Annotated in this window: 19 protein-coding genes; 13 read left to right on the top strand and 6 right to left on the bottom strand. The window is 44.9% G+C overall.

Annotation, left to right across the window (positions count from 1 at the left end):
* Nucleotides 1-55 precede the first annotated feature (55 nt).
* From D6D85_RS15260 to D6D85_RS15225, 8 genes are all read left to right on the top strand, one after another.
* On the top strand, nucleotides 56-1282 hold the full coding sequence (locus D6D85_RS15260; RefSeq protein ID WP_125672919.1) for a BMP family lipoprotein: 1227 nt from the start codon (nucleotides 56-58) through the stop codon (nucleotides 1280-1282).
* Nucleotides 1283-1337: 55 nt separating this feature from the next.
* A complete protein-coding gene (locus D6D85_RS15255) occupies nucleotides 1338-2849 on the top strand; it encodes an ABC transporter ATP-binding protein (RefSeq protein ID WP_125672933.1) in 1512 nt (503 codons plus the stop codon).
* Complete coding sequence (locus D6D85_RS15250) at nucleotides 2846-3886, top strand: ABC transporter permease (RefSeq protein ID WP_125672918.1); 1041 nt, start codon at nucleotides 2846-2848, stop codon at nucleotides 3884-3886. Before D6D85_RS15255 ends, D6D85_RS15250 begins: the two co-directional genes overlap by 4 nt.
* On the top strand, nucleotides 3883-4782 hold the full coding sequence (locus D6D85_RS15245; protein ID WP_237558878.1) for an ABC transporter permease: 900 nt from the start codon (nucleotides 3883-3885) through the stop codon (nucleotides 4780-4782). Before D6D85_RS15250 ends, D6D85_RS15245 begins: the two co-directional genes overlap by 4 nt.
* A gap of 188 nt (nucleotides 4783-4970) precedes the next feature.
* Complete coding sequence (locus tag D6D85_RS15240; protein WP_125672917.1) at nucleotides 4971-6677, top strand: succinate dehydrogenase/fumarate reductase flavoprotein subunit; 1707 nt, start codon at nucleotides 4971-4973, stop codon at nucleotides 6675-6677.
* A 9-nt stretch (nucleotides 6678-6686) separates the two neighbouring features.
* Nucleotides 6687-7094 (top strand): hypothetical protein, encoded by a 408-nt coding sequence (locus tag D6D85_RS15235; RefSeq protein WP_125672916.1) that lies wholly within the window; start codon nucleotides 6687-6689, stop codon nucleotides 7092-7094.
* A complete protein-coding gene (locus D6D85_RS15230) occupies nucleotides 7091-7387 on the top strand; it encodes a hypothetical protein (protein ID WP_125672915.1) in 297 nt (98 codons plus the stop codon). Before D6D85_RS15235 ends, D6D85_RS15230 begins: the two co-directional genes overlap by 4 nt.
* 4 nt (nucleotides 7388-7391) lie before the next feature.
* Nucleotides 7392-8186 carry a succinate dehydrogenase/fumarate reductase iron-sulfur subunit gene (locus D6D85_RS15225; RefSeq protein ID WP_125672914.1) on the top strand — a complete coding sequence of 265 codons (795 nt, stop codon included), beginning with the start codon at nucleotides 7392-7394 and terminating at the stop codon, nucleotides 8184-8186.
* Here the strand turns inward: D6D85_RS15225 and D6D85_RS15220 are convergent.
* The 5 genes from D6D85_RS15220 to D6D85_RS15200 form a co-directional block, all read right to left on the bottom strand.
* Nucleotides 8116-9375 (bottom strand): RNA-guided endonuclease InsQ/TnpB family protein, encoded by a 1260-nt coding sequence (locus D6D85_RS15220; protein ID WP_237558877.1) that lies wholly within the window; start codon nucleotides 9373-9375, stop codon nucleotides 8116-8118. The two genes, D6D85_RS15225 and D6D85_RS15220, sit on opposite strands and share 71 nt — an antisense overlap.
* Nucleotides 9376-9493: 118 nt before the next feature.
* The gene (locus tag D6D85_RS15215) at nucleotides 9494-9811 is read right to left on the bottom strand and encodes a hypothetical protein (RefSeq protein ID WP_125672913.1); all 318 of its coding nucleotides are present in this window, start codon (nucleotides 9809-9811) and stop codon (nucleotides 9494-9496) included.
* Between the two features lie 170 nt (nucleotides 9812-9981).
* Nucleotides 9982-10575 (bottom strand): FumA C-terminus/TtdB family hydratase beta subunit, encoded by a 594-nt coding sequence (locus D6D85_RS15210; RefSeq protein ID WP_337189983.1) that lies wholly within the window; start codon nucleotides 10573-10575, stop codon nucleotides 9982-9984.
* Between the two features lie 9 nt (nucleotides 10576-10584).
* The gene (locus tag D6D85_RS15205) at nucleotides 10585-11451 is read right to left on the bottom strand and encodes a fumarate hydratase (RefSeq protein WP_125672911.1); all 867 of its coding nucleotides are present in this window, start codon (nucleotides 11449-11451) and stop codon (nucleotides 10585-10587) included.
* Nucleotides 11448-12890: an aminotransferase-like domain-containing protein gene (locus tag D6D85_RS15200; RefSeq protein WP_125672910.1), complete on the bottom strand. Its 1443-nt coding sequence runs from the start codon at nucleotides 12888-12890 to the stop codon at nucleotides 11448-11450. The genes D6D85_RS15205 and D6D85_RS15200 overlap by 4 nt, the downstream gene beginning before the upstream one ends.
* A gap of 104 nt (nucleotides 12891-12994) precedes the next feature.
* Here D6D85_RS15200 and D6D85_RS15195 point away from each other — a divergent pair, with 104 nt between their 5' ends.
* Complete coding sequence (locus tag D6D85_RS15195) at nucleotides 12995-13399, top strand: acylphosphatase (RefSeq protein WP_161969929.1); 405 nt, start codon at nucleotides 12995-12997, stop codon at nucleotides 13397-13399.
* A 106-nt stretch (nucleotides 13400-13505) separates the two neighbouring features.
* On the opposite strand, the gene D6D85_RS15190 is transcribed toward D6D85_RS15195, so the two are convergent.
* Nucleotides 13506-13922 (bottom strand): single-stranded DNA-binding protein, encoded by a 417-nt coding sequence (locus D6D85_RS15190; RefSeq protein ID WP_125672908.1) that lies wholly within the window; start codon nucleotides 13920-13922, stop codon nucleotides 13506-13508.
* A gap of 417 nt (nucleotides 13923-14339) precedes the next feature.
* Here D6D85_RS15190 and D6D85_RS15185 point away from each other — a divergent pair, with 417 nt between their 5' ends.
* From D6D85_RS15185 to D6D85_RS15170, 4 genes are all read left to right on the top strand, one after another.
* A complete protein-coding gene (locus D6D85_RS15185; RefSeq protein WP_125672907.1) occupies nucleotides 14340-15209 on the top strand; it encodes a hypothetical protein in 870 nt (289 codons plus the stop codon).
* Between the two features lie 140 nt (nucleotides 15210-15349).
* Nucleotides 15350-15853 (top strand): nucleotidyltransferase domain-containing protein, encoded by a 504-nt coding sequence (locus tag D6D85_RS15180; RefSeq protein ID WP_125672906.1) that lies wholly within the window; start codon nucleotides 15350-15352, stop codon nucleotides 15851-15853.
* Nucleotides 15850-16284 (top strand): HEPN domain-containing protein, encoded by a 435-nt coding sequence (locus tag D6D85_RS15175; protein ID WP_125672905.1) that lies wholly within the window; start codon nucleotides 15850-15852, stop codon nucleotides 16282-16284. The genes D6D85_RS15180 and D6D85_RS15175 overlap by 4 nt, the downstream gene beginning before the upstream one ends.
* A 102-nt stretch (nucleotides 16285-16386) precedes the next feature.
* On the top strand, nucleotides 16387-17422 hold a 1036-nt coding region (locus D6D85_RS15170; protein ID WP_133308333.1), incomplete at its 3' end, for an ATP-binding protein.

Below are 17422 nucleotides of genomic sequence, written 5' to 3'. Positions count from 1 at the left end.
AAAACTTTATTATTTTTAGTCTTCTATACCTCACACCCAAAAAAGGGTGTTATGAATGAGAGCCGGAGTTTCGAAGACTGTTTTGGTGGCCTTGGTCATCCTGATCCTAGTTGTTGTGGCAGCTGCCGCAGTTCTCATGAGACCTGCTCAACCAACAACATCAACTCAACCAACACCAACCCAGCCAACTCAACCAGCTGCCCCTCAGAAGAAAGTGAAAGTTGCTGTTATATTTGACATCGGAGGAAGAGGAGACCTGAGCTTCAATGATATGGCATGGATGGGAGCTGAGAGAGCAAAGAAGGACTTCGGAGTTGAGGTTACATACGTACAATCTAGGACCTCCGCTGACTACCTGCCGAACCTCAGGTCGCTATCTCAATCAAAGGAGTATGACTTGATAATCTGCGTTGGATTTCTGATGACGGATGCGCTAAATCAGACTGCTCATGAGTTTCCAAACCAAAAATATGCTATAATAGACTCTGTGGTGAATGCCCCCAATGTCAGAGGAATAATTTTCAAGGAGAATGAGGGATCAGCGCTTGTCGGAGCTCTAGCTGGATTTGCAACAAAGACAAATAAGGTTGGCGTTGTCCTAGGGATAGAGATCCCTGTTCTATATCACTTCGAGGCAGGGTTCTACTGGGGAGTCAACTATGCTGAAAACATAACAGGAAAGAAGGTACAAATTATCTACAAGTACACCGGTTCCTTCACAGATGCGGCATTAGGAAAACAGGTAGCTGAGGGCATGCTCACGCAGGGAGCTGATGTTCTTTACAATGTTGCAGGCCTTACTGGAAAGGGAATGCTGGATGCTGTGGCTGATTATGGGGCAGCTCATGGCCTCACAATGGGACCGCCATTTGGAATAGGAGTTGACGCAGACCAGGATTGGATACATCCCGGCTTTGTAATAGCCAGCATGATGAAGAGAGTTGACAACGGAGTTTACTACGCAATAAGGGATGTAGTATACGGCAATTTCACCGGTGGTGTCATGCCTCTTGGCTTAAAGGAGGGAGGAGTGAAGATGAGCGACGAAAATGACCTAATAGCGTTTATAGAGGTGGCGAAAATGCTTGGAGCAAAGCTTCCTGACACGCCGGAGAACATAATAGCAAAGTACAAGCAGATGAGATCTCAGATACCCCAATCAGTTTGGGATCAGCTCAAGACACTGGAGGAGAAGATAAAGAAGGGGGAGATAGTGATTCCAACGGCTAACTCCCCTGATGAGATAAAGCAGATAAGGGCTAGGTATGGGGTGACCGGATAACCCCCTCCTTTTCTTTTTTGGAGGGTCTATTTTGAGCTCAGAGCAGATAATTTTGATGAAAGGGATCCGAAAGATATACCCAGATGGGACTATTGCGCTCAGAGGTGTGGATTTCTCAGTAAATAGAGGGGAGATACACGGGCTCCTAGGAGAGAATGGGGCTGGAAAGACGACCCTGATGAACATACTGTATGGTCTCATTCCTCCGACATCGGGGGAGATATACCTAAGAGGAGAAAAAGTGGAGATAAAAAGCCCTAAAGAGGCGATGGAGAATGGAATAGGGATGGTTCACCAGCATTTCATGCTTATACCGACCTTCTCAGCGCTGGACAACATAATACTGGGAAAAGAGCCTCTATCAGGCCCTTTAACTGTTGATAGAAAAAGTGCGAGAAAGGAGATAGAGATGCTAATGGAGGAGACCGGCCTCAAGGTGGATCTGGATACAGCGGTAGAGAATCTGCCTGTCGGAATACAACAAAGAATTGAAATACTAAAGATGCTCTATAAGAAGGCTGAGATCCTCATATTAGATGAGCCCACTGCCGTCCTAACACCAATAGAGGTCAAAGAGCTTTTTTCATTTCTGAGGAAGATGAGGGATAGCGGAAAGACGATAATATTCATCACTCATAAGTTAAAGGAGGTGAAGGCAATTGCTGATAGGGTCACAGTGCTGAGGAGGGGAGAAGTAGTTGGAGTGAGGGATGTAAAAGATGTAGAAATACCTGAACTTGCTAGGATGATGGTAGGAAGGGATATCAAGATGAAAATAGAGAAGAAACCTCCCTCTCTAGGAGAGGAGGTGCTTATAGTGAGGGATCTCTGGGTCAGGGATGATAGGGGAAGAGAAGCTGTCAGAGGTCTAAGCTTCTCTGTCAGATCTGGAGAGATATTTGGAATAGCTGGTGTAGAGGGAAATGGGCAAAGCGAGCTCGTTGAGGCAATATGTGGCCTTAGAAAAGTTGACAGAGGATCCATAATTCTCTGTGGGGTTGATGTAACAGGAATGAATCCAATGAAGCTTTATTCTCTCGGACTTGGACATATACCGGAGGATAGACACAAGTGGGGCATAATACTGGACTTCAGCGTCGAGGAAAATGCAATAGTTGGAGTTCACAGGAGCAGAAAGTTCCTCAACTCAATCGGGCTCATGAACGGAAGAGAGATATTCAAGTGGACGGATAAAATAGTTAAGGACTTCAATGTCGAAACTATGTCCCTTAAGACCCCAGCTAGGAGTTTAAGCGGAGGAAATCAGCAGAAGCTAATAGTGGGGAGAGAGCTTAGCAAGAGCCCGAGAGTTATAGTAGCATCTCAACCAACTAGAGGCCTTGATGTGGCAGCAACCGAGTACATAAGGGATCTCCTGCTCAGAATGAGGGATGAGGGAAGGGCAATACTGCTTGTCTCAGCTGATCTAGATGAGGTGATGGGCCTCTCAGATAGGATGGCTGTTATGTATGAGGGCAGATTTACCGGCATAGTGGATCCTGAGAGAGTGAGCGAGGAACAAGTGGGGATGATGATGGGAGGAATTTCAATAGGAGGGATCTCATGAAGTACTGGAAACAGATAGCAGACTCTTTTCTCTCACTTATAGCAGGTTTTTTTGTTGGCGGAATTATAATATGGCTTGCTGGCTTCGATCCCATTCTATTCTACCAAGGACTGCTCATAGGAGCCTTTGGGAACCTATATTACCTGATGACAACGCTGAGCTATGCTGCTCCTCTTATGCTTACAGGTCTCTCATTTGCAATAGCTGCTAGAGCATCCCTCTTCAATGTCGGTGCTGAGGGTCAGTCCTATTTAGGAGCACTTGCTGCTGTTTCTATAGGGGCTTTTCTGGCAATGCCAAATTTGGCTCATCAGCTGTTGATAATAATAGTTGCTTTTATTCTAGGTGGACTTCTGGGAGGGCTTGCAGGCTGGCTTAAGGTCTCCAGAGGCGTTAACGAAGTCGTCTCAACCATAATGCTAAATTACTTATCTCTTTATCTATCAAACTATTTGTTTACATATCAATTTTATGATCCAATGAGAGCATATAAAACAAAGGATATAGAGGCCACTGCTGTGCTTCCTTTTGTCATGCCAGGAACAGATCTATCCTTTTCTCTCTTTCTGGCTTTGCTAGTATCCTTTTTAGTTTATGTCCTTCTCTGGAAAACTCCATTTGGATATGAGATAAGAGCTGTGGGTCTTAACCCAACAGCAGCAAGCTATGGAGGGATAAATGTAAGAAGAAGCATGATAATGTCTATGTTCATAAGCGGAGGAGTAGCCGCTCTTGCAGGGGCATTTGAGGTGATGGGAAGATTTCATTGCATGGACACAGAGCTCACATATATAAAGGGATATGGATTTGACGGCATTGCTGTTGCGCTGATAGGAAGAAACCATCCGATAGCCATAATACCAGCTAGCATACTCTTTGCCATGTTGAAAACTGGTGTGCAAGCTGTCCAGAGGTACACCTCTGTAGGAGGAAGAACCGGTGTGCCTCTTGAGCTTGGTCTTGCGGTTCAAGGAGTGATAATAGTGTTTGTAGCACTTCCCAGCATAATTGACATGATAAGAAGGAGGATGAGATGATGGATCTCGGTATACTCTCTATATTCACTGAGCCATCATTCTACTTGGGAGCACTGAGGTTGATGGTTCCCATAACTCTTGCTGCAATAGGGGAGATAATAACAGAGAGGTCTGGAGTTGTGAACATAGGACTTGAGGGCATAATAATGCTGGGGGCTCTCTCATCAGTTTATGTAGGATACTTCACTGGCAACTTATATCTGGCCCTTTCAGCAGGTATATTGGCTGGAATAGCTGTAGGGATACTGCATGCTGTGATAAGCATATATCTAGCAGGGGATCAAGTAGTAGTTGGGGTGGGCCTGAACCTCTTTGCATATGGTATAGGGGTTATAACCCTGTATCTAACATGGGGGACTTTTGCAAACAGTCCGATAATACCAAAAGGAGCTCAGATACCAAAACTTTATGGCTTCAGCCCGTTTGTCCCATTTACAATAGCAGTTGGAATAGCAGCATGGTACATAATAGAGAGGACATCCGTGGGCCTTAGACTTAAGGCAGTGGGAGAAAATCCAAGAGCTGCAGATTCAGCTGGGATAAATGTCTTCAGGGTTAGGTTTCTTGCAACCGTGACAGGATCAGTTCTGGCCTCTCTTGGAGGGGTTTTTCTGGGACTTGATTGGCTTGCCTCTTACACAAGGGATATAAGCGCTGGTAGAGGTTTTATAGCTCTGGCAATGGTCGTCTTCTCGAGATGGAACCCCATAATTGCTGTGCTAAGCGGTTTTCTTTTCGGCTTCCTCTTTGCTGTCTCTCTCTCAATACCGAGCGGGATAGTTCCCGATCAAGTTATATGGTCAATTCCCTATGTAGCCACTGTTATCGTTGCTGCTGGATTTGTAGCAAAGGCAAGGGCACCAGCAGCTTTAGGAAAGCCGTATAAGAGGGAGTAACTAGGATTTCATCCTTTACTGCTCAGGAGGAATGCTTTTTAATCTGATAAAAATATTTCTGAATAGCCCTACTTTATTATCTAACTTCCATCATAGATGATCAAGAGGTTGATATATTAGAATAAAAATCCCAGTCATTTCAGAATAACTTTTTTATTCTATCCTCAAAAAACTTTTAGGGGTTCTGCTTGGAGGTACTGAGGACAGATGTCCTGATAATAGGCTCCGGCCTTGCCGGATTGAGGGCTGCCATAGAGGCTGCAAGCAGGGGTGTTGAGGTATCCATCCTGACAAAGGTTCATGCGATGAGGTCCCACTCTGTTGCATATGCGGGAGGAACTGCAGCAGTGCTATATCCGGAGGAAGGTGATAGCTTCGACCTTCATGCATTTGACACAGTTAAAGGCTCCGATTATCTCGCAGATCAAGATGTAGTTGAGATGTTCGTCAGGCTTGCTCCACAGGAGATACTCAGACTTGAGCACTGGGGGATGCCATGGAGTAGGAAAAAAGATGGAAGGATAGACCAGAGGCCATTCGGGGGGCATAGCTTTGATAGGGCATGTTATGCATCGGACAAAACAGGTTTTTATGCAATGCAAACTCTCTATAATACAACATTAAAGTATGATAACATAAAAATATATCACGAATGGTTTGCCACATCCCTGCTGGTGGAGGACAATGAGTTCAGAGGGGCAACTGCTATAGAGATGAAGAGCGGGGAGATGTACGCATTTGAGGCCAAAGCTGGAATAATGGCGACAGGAGGTATTGGAAGGCTGTATAACTTCACAACATATGGTCATTCAGCCACTGCTGATGGAATTGCAATGGCTTATAGAGCAGGTGCTCCTATAGAGGACATGGAGTTCATCCAGTTCCATCCAACAGGCCTCGTTCCCTCTGGAATTCTCATATCTGAGGCAGCCAGGGGGGAGGGAGGATATCTGAGAAACAACAAAGGGGAGAGGTTTATGGCAAAATATGCTCCCCAAAAAATGGAATTGGCACCAAGGGACGTAGTTTCCAGGGCTATGATGAGAGAAATAATGGAGGGAAGAGGGTTTGAGGGTCCAAACGGGCTGGACTATGTTCATCTGGATTTGACCCATCTGGGAGATGAGAAGATAAGCGAGAAGTTGACTGAGATAAAGATGCTCTGCATGAATCTGCTGGGAATAAATCCAGCTGAGGAAATGGTGCCCGTGAGACCCGTGGCTCATTACCTGATGGGAGGCATACAGGTGGATATGAATGGAGCGACAAAGATAAAGGGTCTTTGGGCGGCAGGGGAGTGCAATTGCTCCAGTGTCCATGGGGCAAACAGGCTCGGCACAAACTCATCAATAGATTGCCTAGTATTCGGGTATATAACAGGAAAGAACGCAGCTGAATATGCAGCTGGAAGGCCTGAGAGGGATATACCCAAGGAAAAAGCTGAGATGGAGGAGAAAAGAGTATTTGATGGGATACTGAGGGGAGGAACTGGTGAGGATCCATATTTAATAAGAAGGGAGATGCAGAACACAATGGGCAAATATGCCTATGTCTTCAGGCACGGAGATGGACTTAAAGAGGGGCTTAACAGAATAAGGGAGTTAAGAAAACTTTTTGGAACAGGAAGAGTCGCTGATAAGAGCAAGGAGTACAACCAGAATTTGATACACGTTTTGGAACTTGATTTCATGCTTGAGATGGCTGAAGTTGTTCTGACAGCTGCATTAGCTAGGACAGAGAGCAGAGGGGCCCATTACAGACTTGACTATCCCAACAGGGATGACGTGAACTGGCTGAAGCACACGATAATATACAGGACGAAGGAGGGCCTTCCCATGCTGGATTATATTCCCGTCAGGATAACGAAGTGGAAGCCTGCTGAGAGGAAATATTGAGGTGATAACATGAAGGAGGAGAACAGAGGAGGAGTTTTTAAGTGGTTTGACTTCAGAAACTACTCGCTTGAGAGATTTCTCTACACAATGCACAGGATAAGTGGAATAGGGCTGGTGATCTGGATTGTGATACACACGATACAGAACGCATTTCCAAGGCTGTTTCCCTTCATGTATGGATGGGAGTACACAATACTGCTGCTTATTCTCTCCTTCCATGCGGCAAATGGAGTGAGGCTTCTCATCACAGAGCTTGGATTTCTCTTAGGAAAGACTTACAGGCCAGTTTATCCTTATAAAATGGGGGTAATATACGGGACTCAGAAGAAGTTCACTGTCGTGATTCTGCTCATATTCTTCATAATCTTCTTGGTGATGTTCTACTACCTGATGCTGAACATGAGGGTGATAACATGAGGGAGTCCAGCTTGATGATGCTACATTATGCAGCAGCCGTCGTCCTTCTTGTGACAGGATCAATACATCTCATGAAGAACAACATCCCGGGCATGGAGATTCATGGTCCTCTATACCTGGTAAACATGCTGATATTTGTCTCCGCCCTTATGTATCATGCGATGAACGGTGTAAGGGTGATCCTAATAGAGCTTATGCCGAAAAGGTCAAGGGCAATATCCTACATCATACTAGTGCTGGGAATAATAATTTACTTATATATAGCTAATTTAGTGATAGCATTGGTGAGGTGATGCGATGGAGGAGAGATGGATTCTGTTCAAGGTGTTCAGGTACAACCCAAAGGTCGACAAATTCCCCCACTGGGATGGATTTAAGGTAAAGGTGGACAGAGGAACGACGGTGCTGGATGCTCTTCTCAGGATAAAGGAGGAGGATCCAACTTTAGCTGTAAGATACTCCTGCAGGCAGTCTATATGTGGCTCCTGTGGCATGATGATAAATGGAAAGCCAAGACTCGCCTGCTATACAAGAGTTCTATCCTTGGGAACGGATATGGTGGAGGTTGCTCCTCTAAAAAACTTCAGGATAATAAAGGATCTCGTAGTAGATTTCTCAGATTTCTTCAAGAAGGAGAGGAGCATATATCCGTTTATAATAAGAAGCGATGCCGAGGAAATGATGAACCCAACTGGGGCATATAAACAGACAGAGGAGGAACTTCTCAAGTATTTGGAATTTGCTGACTGCATAGAGTGTGGTTGCTGTTATGCAGCATGCCCTACCACAGCTACGGATCCGCTTTATCTTGGTCCTCAAGCACTAAACAAAGCATATAGGTTCATAATGGACAACAGAGATGAAGGAGCCAAGCTAAGGCTTTCGGTTGTGGACAGCGATCATGGATGCTGGAGATGCCACTTTGCAGCTTCCTGTAGCAATGTCTGTCCGAAGGGAGTTGATCCTGCAAAAGCGATACAGTTCCTGAAGGGAGTGATAATGAGGGAGAAGACAGTGGGCTTTAAGAAGGAGGGAACAACTCTAGTGAGCTACCCACAGTTGAAGCCTGTGGGCTTCCAGCGTTCGGAGTAGGCTTTGCGCCTATCCCCTCATCTGCTGGTTCGGGGGGCTCACAGCTCCCCCATCCCATAGAGCTCATTACCCCATGGGCTATATTTATACAGGCGTTTAAATCCCTATCGTATTCCATTCCACACTTTGGACATTTAAACATCCTTCCTTTAACTTGGGCAACATGCCCGCATCTGTGGCATGTTTTAGAAGTGTTTCTAGTCTCTTTTTTCGTCAAGTATCTGACTTCTATTCCCTCGAGAAGAGCCTTGTGTTCAATGTAGATTTGGAGCTTCCTGAAGGGTAAAGAGTGGAACCTTTTGTTAAGCTTTTTAGACTTCTTGAAGTTTTGACGGATTCCATTTAGATTCTCCATCACGATTACCGGTTTCGGGAACTGTTTAGCATAAGCGATTATCTGATTGGCTATAATGTGTAGCTGTTGATCGACCTTTCTTCTCTCTTTTCCTTTAAGCTCCTTAACCTTTCCAACCCTGCTCTTTTCCTGAAGTTTCCTTCTGATATGACCGTATAGTCCTCTTATCTGCTTGATTTCCTGTCCTCTCCAGAACCGTCCCTTTATGGGCTTGTTAGGATTGCTTTTCGATATTGCTACTGCAACAGCCAAATTGTGTTCGCCTCTATCTATTGTTATCACGGTTTCAGGCTCATCTGGGACTTCAACGGATTTCTTTAGGATGAAATGGGCATACCATTGTCCATCACGCTTGACCATTTCAACTGTTGTAAATTCCCACCCGCCTCTGAGGGCTTCCTCTATCCTCTGTTTCTGTTTCTCCCCAAAGGCTACCGGCAAACTGACTCTTTCCCTCCTGTTTAAGCTCAGCGTCAGCCAGTATGGCGTCAGAACATTTGTTGTCTTAGAAAAGCGGTAGCATCTTCTATCAAAGCGCATGGATATTCTCTTAGGTCTCAAAATGCTGTTCTTTTCCTTGACTTTCTCGAAGCTTTTCAAGATTTCAACGGCCTTGTCCCTTGCGGTTTGGATTAAAGCAGTGTTCAGGTTGAAGAGCTCTTTGGCCTTTTCATAACAGTTCTCGTGCAGAAAACTCTTGGATTTGGAGTTAAAGCTGAGATACCATTTCACGAGCCTGAAATACTCGTTAAAAGTTCTGTTTAAGGCCAAAACCTTTAATCTATTTGGCTTGAAAACTTTCCCAACCACGCATACCTGGGCATCCTTCTGCACGGGAACATCCCAAAATGACTGGGCTTCTCGATTTTTAAGCTTTTTGCATTAATCTCACCCATAAATGGTGTGAGTTTTCTGGCAAAACTCTAATAAAGATGTCCTGCTTAAAAGAAGATCAGAGAAGCGAGTAAACTAGGACATCAGAGAAACCCTCTGGCTCTATTCTTCTTTTTCTAACCCTTATCCTTATGTCAATGTATGTAGCCCCTTTCTCGCTCTTAGCTACAACCTTTACGGAGGAGTAGGGCATTTTCTCCGCTATAATCCTCTTTATAATGCTGGATATCCTTCTCACTCCATATCTAGAGAGCTCAACTTCCATGCGATACAGAGCTCTTGCCTCTCCCCTTCCAAGCTCCCACCACAGAAGCTCGAGACCAAGTCTTCTTGGCTCGAGTATTGCCGACATCACCACGCTTGTCATCTCCATCACTAAGCATATCTAACTGAAACGGAATATTAATGTTATTGTGATACCATTTCGAAACGTTTCAGAGTATCTTGCATAGGTTTAAAAGCTTGTAATAATCATGATATGTGTAATTCCATAAGACATTTTTCATATTAACAAAGTATGAATTAAAAAAGAAAGAAATTATCAGTTTACTTCAGCTCCTCAAATATCTCTTTCCTCCTGCTCTCTGCTCTTTTCATCACCTCCATGAAGAGGTTCCTTCCATGGGAGTCTATGGCCACCATTGTGGGTCCAAAATTCTCAACTTCAACAACCCACATTGCCTCGGGAATTCCCAGATCAAGCCAATGAACTTCCAAAACTCTCTTCACGGATTTAGTAGCCAGAACAGATACCCCGCCTGGATGAGCTAGATATGCAGCTCCAAGCTCCTTCATAGCCTGTGTTGTCCTCTCGAACATACCTCCTTTCCCTATCACAAGCCTCACTCCAAAGGCCCTTAGGAAATCAGCTTCCACCGACTCCATCCTAGCGCTTGTGGTAGGACCGAATCCAACAATTCTCCACTCATCTCCTTTTTTCTCGGCTATTGGACCACAGTGATAAATTGCCATCCCTCTAAGATCAACTGGAAGAGGCTTTCCCTCTTTATAAAACTCCAAAGCTCTCCTGTGAACCTGATCCCTTCCCGTTATTATCTTTCCCGATATATAAACTACATCACCTGCTTCCAGCTTCCTCACTTCCTCCTCACTAATAGGAGTTTTTATATAATACTCCATCATACCACCTCATGGAACAACTATCCTGAACTCCCCATTCGGAAGAAAATCAGCTATTGACTTCCTAGCAGCCCAGCAGAGCATTGAAACTCCCACTGGAAGGCTTGCCGGATGCTTATGTGCCCACTCTATGTGCACAGCTAGGGCAAAAGTCTTTCCACCAAGTCCCATGGGCCCTATTCCCATCGAGTTTATCTTCTCCTTGAGCTCCTCCTCTATTTTTCTTAGGTTTTCATCAGGATTTCTCTCATTTAAAGGCCTGAGGGTCGCCTTTTTAGCAAGCTTCATAGCGATATCCGCACTTCCTCCAACTCCAACCCCTATTATAACTGGAGGGCATGGCTGAGTCCCAGCATTATAGGCTGCATTTACCACAGCCTGCTTTATCCCCTTGAGCCCGGCTACCGGAGGCAGCATGAACAGCTGTGAGACATTCTCACTTCCACCTCCCTTGGCCAAGTATGTCACCCTCATTCTATCCCCAGGAACTATGTCAACATGGATCACCGGGACGAACCTTCCCGTGTTATCCCCTGGGTTTTCATAAGTCCATGGATTCACTGAGTTTGGCCTGAGGGGAACTTTTCTTGTCGCCTCCCTCACAGCCTCCGTTATCAGATTGTATATCCCTGCTCTTATCGGGAAGTCCTCACCAAGCTCCACGAAGAAAGTTGGTGTGCCGGTGTCCTGGCATATCGGCAGCCTCAACCTCCCAGCTTCGTCCAAGTTTTTCAGTATGGCCATTAGATTTGACTTTGCCACACCGCTTTCCTCTTCTGCTGCCCTTTTTAATGCATTCAAAACATCATCTGGAACTCTAAAAGCAGCTCTCTCCATCATGTCAACGATACCGCTCTTTATCCTCTCCTCTATCATCCAAGATGCCTCCTGAGAATGGATCCAAGCCTATTTATGCCTTCTTCTATCTCCTCTGGCGATAGATATGAGTACCCAAGTCTCATCCCATTTCTCTCCACGATATTGTCGGAAAGTCCCACTCCTGGCTGATATGCCATTCCTATTGATGGATAGAATGCCTGTCCTGGGACATAGGCAACATCCTCCTTTATTGCAATATCCAAGAACTTCTTTGAGTCGAAGTCCTTCCTCTTGGAGCTCCACCATATGAAGAAGCCTCCTTTCGGATCAGTCCTCTCCCCTTCTGGGAAACTCTCATCTATTGCCTTTGCCATCACCCTGCATCTCTTCTCATACTCCTTCCTGACCTTGTCTATCTCCCTCTCGAAATACCTCTCATAGTAGTATCTGGCAAATCTCTGGCAGAGGACGGGAGTGCAGAGATCCAGATATCCCTTCACCTTTATCACCTGCTCTGCCACATCCTTCGGCATGACAGAATATCCAACTCTGACGACAGCTACCTCCTTGCTTGTAGTTCTCATGTATATGACATGACTGTTCTCCTTGTCAAATGCCTTTATCGGCCTTATTCTCTGATCTCCAAACTGTATCTCCCTGTATGCAGCATCCTCAACTATAAGGGAGCCATGTGATGCAGCAACCTCAAACAGATCCTTTCTCCTCTTCTCAGGCATTGTCGTGCCAGTTGGGTTATCTGAATCCGGGACCACATATATGATGTCAGGAACTTTTCCAAACCTCTTCTTGGACTCCTCTATTGCCTTATCAACATGCTCAGGGTCAACACCCTCCTTGTCCTGCGGCACTGTTATGACCCTTGCCCCAAACTTAACTGCCACATTCACAAATCCGAGGTAGACAGGCCTGGGAACTATGACAACATCCCCGGGATCTATTAAAACATCCATTATCGCATATATCGCCTGTTGAGATCCAGTTGTTATTATAACATCCTTCCACCCCTCCTCCTTGTCAAGAGGGAGATAATCCCTTCTTATCATCAGATCAGCCAGCACCTTTCTGAGGCTCATCAGACCATCTGTTGGGGCATAGTTGTAGTGATCTATCACAACCTTGTGGTCATCTGAGCTTGAGAGGAGCTCAAAGTCCTCAAGACCCATCTCCACCATTATCCTAGGGAGAACCGTCAAAGGAAGGACGCCCGGCTTTCCTCCCGCAAAATAGTACTTGACGGCATATCTGAGAAGGGCTCTTATCTCCGATTCTGGGACAAGATGGGTCCAGGTTGCAAAATCAAAAGACCTCTGCCTTATCACCAAGTTCCCACTACTAAGATGTGGAGGGGATAAAAATTTAAACATATCCTTAAAGGCCATCTTTATTCCAAAAGGAATATACGTTCCAACTAGTAGGACCGAGACTGTTAAGACAATGCATGATATTACTACAATAATGAGGTTTATCGGTCCCAACACTCTTATCTGCCGATAAAGCCGAAAACACGGGTTCTCTGTCGATGCTAAATTAGGCTTATAACATGCCTAAATTTAAATTAAAAGGCCGATTTTTCTGTGAGATGAAGAAGAGGATCGTGATAAAAGGGGAGAGAGTACAGGATGTTGGATACAGGCTTTTCCTTCTAGAAGCAGCAGAACAGCTGGGATTAGTAGGCTTTCAGGCTAAAAACATTGAGGATTATGTGGAATGCATTGTTGAGGGGGAGAAAAGCAGAGTTGACAAGTTTATCGAGTTTGCAAGAAGTAACTTTCCTGAGTTTGCAGAAGTGAGAGAGGTGATAGATGAGAATTATGAGGGAAGTGTGATGTCCATAGAGGGATTTTACAGGATATTCAGCCTGGGCCAGCTTGTGAAAATCGTTAATGTTGGATTAAAAATGCTGGAAAAACAGGATGAAACATTGAAGGAGATAAAGGAGCTCAGGACTGACCTAAAGGCTTTGAGCAAAGATTCTCAAAAATAGGGGAAGAGATAGCGAAGATAAAGGAGAGAATAGGTTTATGAGCCCATCCATTTTAACCTGCAGATTACACGGATTCTATTTAAATTCTCTTTGGAGATCTCTAATATCAGCGCCTAAATCCTCCTCTCGGCCTCCTTCCATAGCCCTGTCTTCTCGGTCTCCAGCCCTCAGGAGCCTCAGGAGATTCCTCTGGAATCTCCTCAGCGCTTACCATGGAGCTATCATCAAGCTGCTGTATGCTTCCTCTGTTTCCAACATTGAGCTGCACCTTCCCCCTGAACGCGGTGGTGAATGCATTCTGTACTTCTATCACCTGTCCTTTCCTCAGCTTTCCTGCATGGTCCCCCCATAAAGTGAGGCCTATTCTTCCGGTTTCGTCCCCAACTAGGGCCTCGGAGAGGGTCTTGGACCCACTCCTCGTCTCCACAACGCGGGGCTCGCCCGCCTCCAAAACCCTGACCCTGACATTTATCCCGTCAGAGCCGGGTGCCAGGTCCATCACCTTTTTCATCTGTCTCGACATACGGATCTCCTTCTTCTCTCGACCAGCTTCCGTTGTCGGGTAATTGACATTTACTACCCGTTCCATCTCGGATGGCAACAGGGTTGCTATCCTCATGGATGGCTTTCAGGGGCAACGGAAACTCCCCTCATCCTGAGTATGTGCCCATTCGGTGCTATATACCACCACATATCGGGCACAGAAAATAGGATCTTTCATTTATAAACTTATCGTGTGAGTATGCACATAAAAGTTAATAGTTAACTTTTTGGGAACTGCTGACGAACCCTGAAGGGTCGGCCAACGGACCCGCTGGCTAGGTCCTGCTGTTTTCCTCGAGGGAAAACAGGGCCTACTTATGTGACAGCAGGGGATTAAAAAGGTTTATGACATATAAATAGAATTAATGATTTTATCCACTCCCCTTAGCTCCTCTTTATGCTCAGTCGTGTTCACCTAATAGCAGTGCTAGTGGCACTGATAGCATTATCAGCTCTTATTCCCCTTATTTTCCCAAAGGAGAGTAATGCAAGAGCCCCACAAATGAGCCTCGGATATGCTGGAGAGGTGCAGAATGTACAAAAGGGGACATCTTACTTCTCCTTGGACTACTACAGGAGGTTTCTGGAGGAGCTTAGGAAGCCCAGATATCTTGTTTTAAATGTAAAACAATTTGTTCTGCTCAGCAAAAGTGGATGGAGAGCTCCTTCGGATAGAGTAACTGTCGTATTGAGGCATGACTGTGACAATGACATAGAAATAGCGTTTAAAATGGCAGAGATGGAGCATGAACTTGGGATAAATGCATCATACTATGTCAGGGTAAGGGATGAGAGATACAACGTCCTGTCGGAGTCTGTGTCGAAGAAGATAAAGCAGATTTATGACTGGGGCTTCGATGTAGGCCTTCACTATGAGGATCTCTATGCATCAGAATACAGCACAAGCAGATACAATCTGAGCAAAGCACTTAGTTTATTTGAGCTCGATCTTCAAATTCTCAGATCGATAGTTCCAGTTGATACAGCATGTGCCCATGGAAACAGGGCAAACATGACGTACAGAAATTTTGACATGTTTTCCATGGCAAACAAAAGCATAGAGGACTTCGGACTCGTAAGCGAGTGCTATCTATCGGTCCTTCCCTACCTGAGAACATATCAGCACTACTGGAGAACGGATAACATGGGAAAGCCGAGCGATTGGATAAGCATAGTGCAGAACGCCAAGCCCGGACAGGTCGTCTACCTCTTAATACATCCCTGTTACTATGGAGCTGGAGGAGAGAGCTATGACTATCAGCCTTGATCTTTCCTAGTAACCTACTCCACAACTAAAGTCAGGAGTCTCCTTGCATTGATCTTGATGAATTCCCAACTTTTAATATATTTTTTGAGCAGAAATCTCCAGCCAGTTTATATATTCAACTGAGTTACATTTAGCAGACCATGGAGCTCGTCCTCAGATATGGGCTGGATTGTGTAAATCCGAATTTCAGGGAAGTTCTAAAAGATGTCCTATCGGAGTTAAAAGAGCTTTTTGGCGATAACTTGATATCCGTTGTCCTGTTTGGAAGCGTGGCAAGAGGGGATTTCAAGGAGGGCAGTGACATAGACCTGCTGGTCGTGGCAAGGAACTTTCCACAAAAATACTCCAGAAGGATGGATCTTCTCTTTCCAATAGCTGAGAGAGTAAGAGACAGAATTCCAGGACATCCTCTGCAGTTTTATCCTCTGAGGGTGGAGGAGGCATTGAAAAGCAGGCCTATATACCTAGATCTACTGACAGATGCAATAATACTTCACGATAAGGACGAATTTATGACAAAGGTGCTGAAAGATCTGTGGAAAAAACTGATAAAGCTGGGAGCAAAGAGAATTGAGCTTGAAGATGGGAGCTGGATGTGGGTTCTCAAGCCGGGCCTTAATGTGGGAGAGGTGATCGAGATTTGAACACTTATGCGATGGCTAAGGCGTATATAGAGGATGCCGAACGCTCTTATAGGGAGGCAAAATTCAATCTGGACGAGGGAGCTTTTCATAGATGTGTGCGTAGAGCGCAGGAGTGCGTTGAATTATCCCTGAAGGGAATGTTGCGTCTCATGGGGATAGAGTATCCGAGATCTCATGATGTCTCAGTGGCTTTAGATAAAGCCAAGGAGGAAGTTAATCTTCCAGATTGGCTGAAGAAAGAGATAGATGAACTGAAGAAAATAAGCACATATCTTGCAATAAGAAGAGGACCCGCTTTTTATGGCGATGAGAAGGCTTTTATACCTCCAGAGGAGCTTTATTCCGAGGAAGATGCAAGAGAGGCACTTAATATGGCATTCAGGGTTCTAGAGACCACAAAAAAATTATTACAGCATTACAAAAAGCAGTAAGCTGATATCTTTGATTTTCTAGCTCAGAAATCTGTTCTATTCTCTGCAGCTCTTTACTCTTCTATCCACAAACTTTTTAAAAAACCTTGTGGATATAGCTGTGTGGAAGTGCAAGAGTTAAAAAGGATAATAACGGCTCAAAAGGAGGAAATAGAGGATAAATTCAGGAATAGAAGGATAATAGAAAGAGATATAGACTATGAAAGGCTGAAAAGATATATATCGGCTCCGAATGTTCTAGCAATACTGGGAGTCAGGAGATGCGGGAAATCCACCCTCTCTCATCTAATTCTGAGGGATCTAAAAGCATGCTACATAAACTTCGATGATGAGAGGCTGCTGAGATTTAATTCAGCCGATTTTGATAGGCTGCTTCAGGCCTTCTATGAGCTACATGGGGATTTCGATTATCTGCTGCTTGATGAGCCCCACAACGTGCCAGGATGGGAGCTTTTTGTGAGCAGGATGAGGGAGAGCAAAAGAGTTGTGGTGACCGGATCTAACTCAAGGATGTTATCTGGAGAGCTGTCAACGGCCCTTACCGGAAGATATGTCGATTTCACTTTATTTCCATTCAACTTCAGGGAGTTTCTGGCTTATGAGGGCATTTACTTCGACGGATATTCTGCAAGAAAGGTGGGCATAATAAAAAGCAAGCTAGAGGATTTTTTGAAAAGAGGAGGTTTTCCAGAGACCTATTTATTCGGAAGGGATATAATTGTGAGGATATACTCGGATATAGTGGAGAAGGACATATTAAAAAGGCTGAGGATAAGGAAGAGATCCGTGTTCAGGGATATGATAGCCTATCTGACGTCAAACTTCTCCTGTGAGTTCACGATGTCCAAGCTGTGCAGAGTTTTTGGAGTAAGGGATGTCCACACGGTGAGAGAGTGGATAGATGGTGCCAGAGATGCATACCTGATAATAACTCTGATGAGGTATTCCCCAAAGCTGAAGCAGCAGTTCATAGCCCCTCAGAAGGTGTACTCAATTGACACAGGAATTGCATATGCGATGGGCTTCAGGATATCTGAGAACTTCGGAAGGCTCATGGAAAACCTGGTGGCAGTTGAGCTCATGAGAAGAAAAAGCTACTTCAATGCAGACTGGGAGATATTCTACTGGAAGGATCACA

The sequence above is a fragment of the Candidatus Methanodesulfokora washburnensis genome (assembly GCF_003947435.1).
Taxonomy (GTDB): Archaea; Korarchaeota; Korarchaeia; order Korarchaeales; family Korarchaeaceae; genus Methanodesulfokora; species Methanodesulfokora washburnensis.
This window is presented reverse-complemented; position numbering and strand designations above follow the sequence as displayed.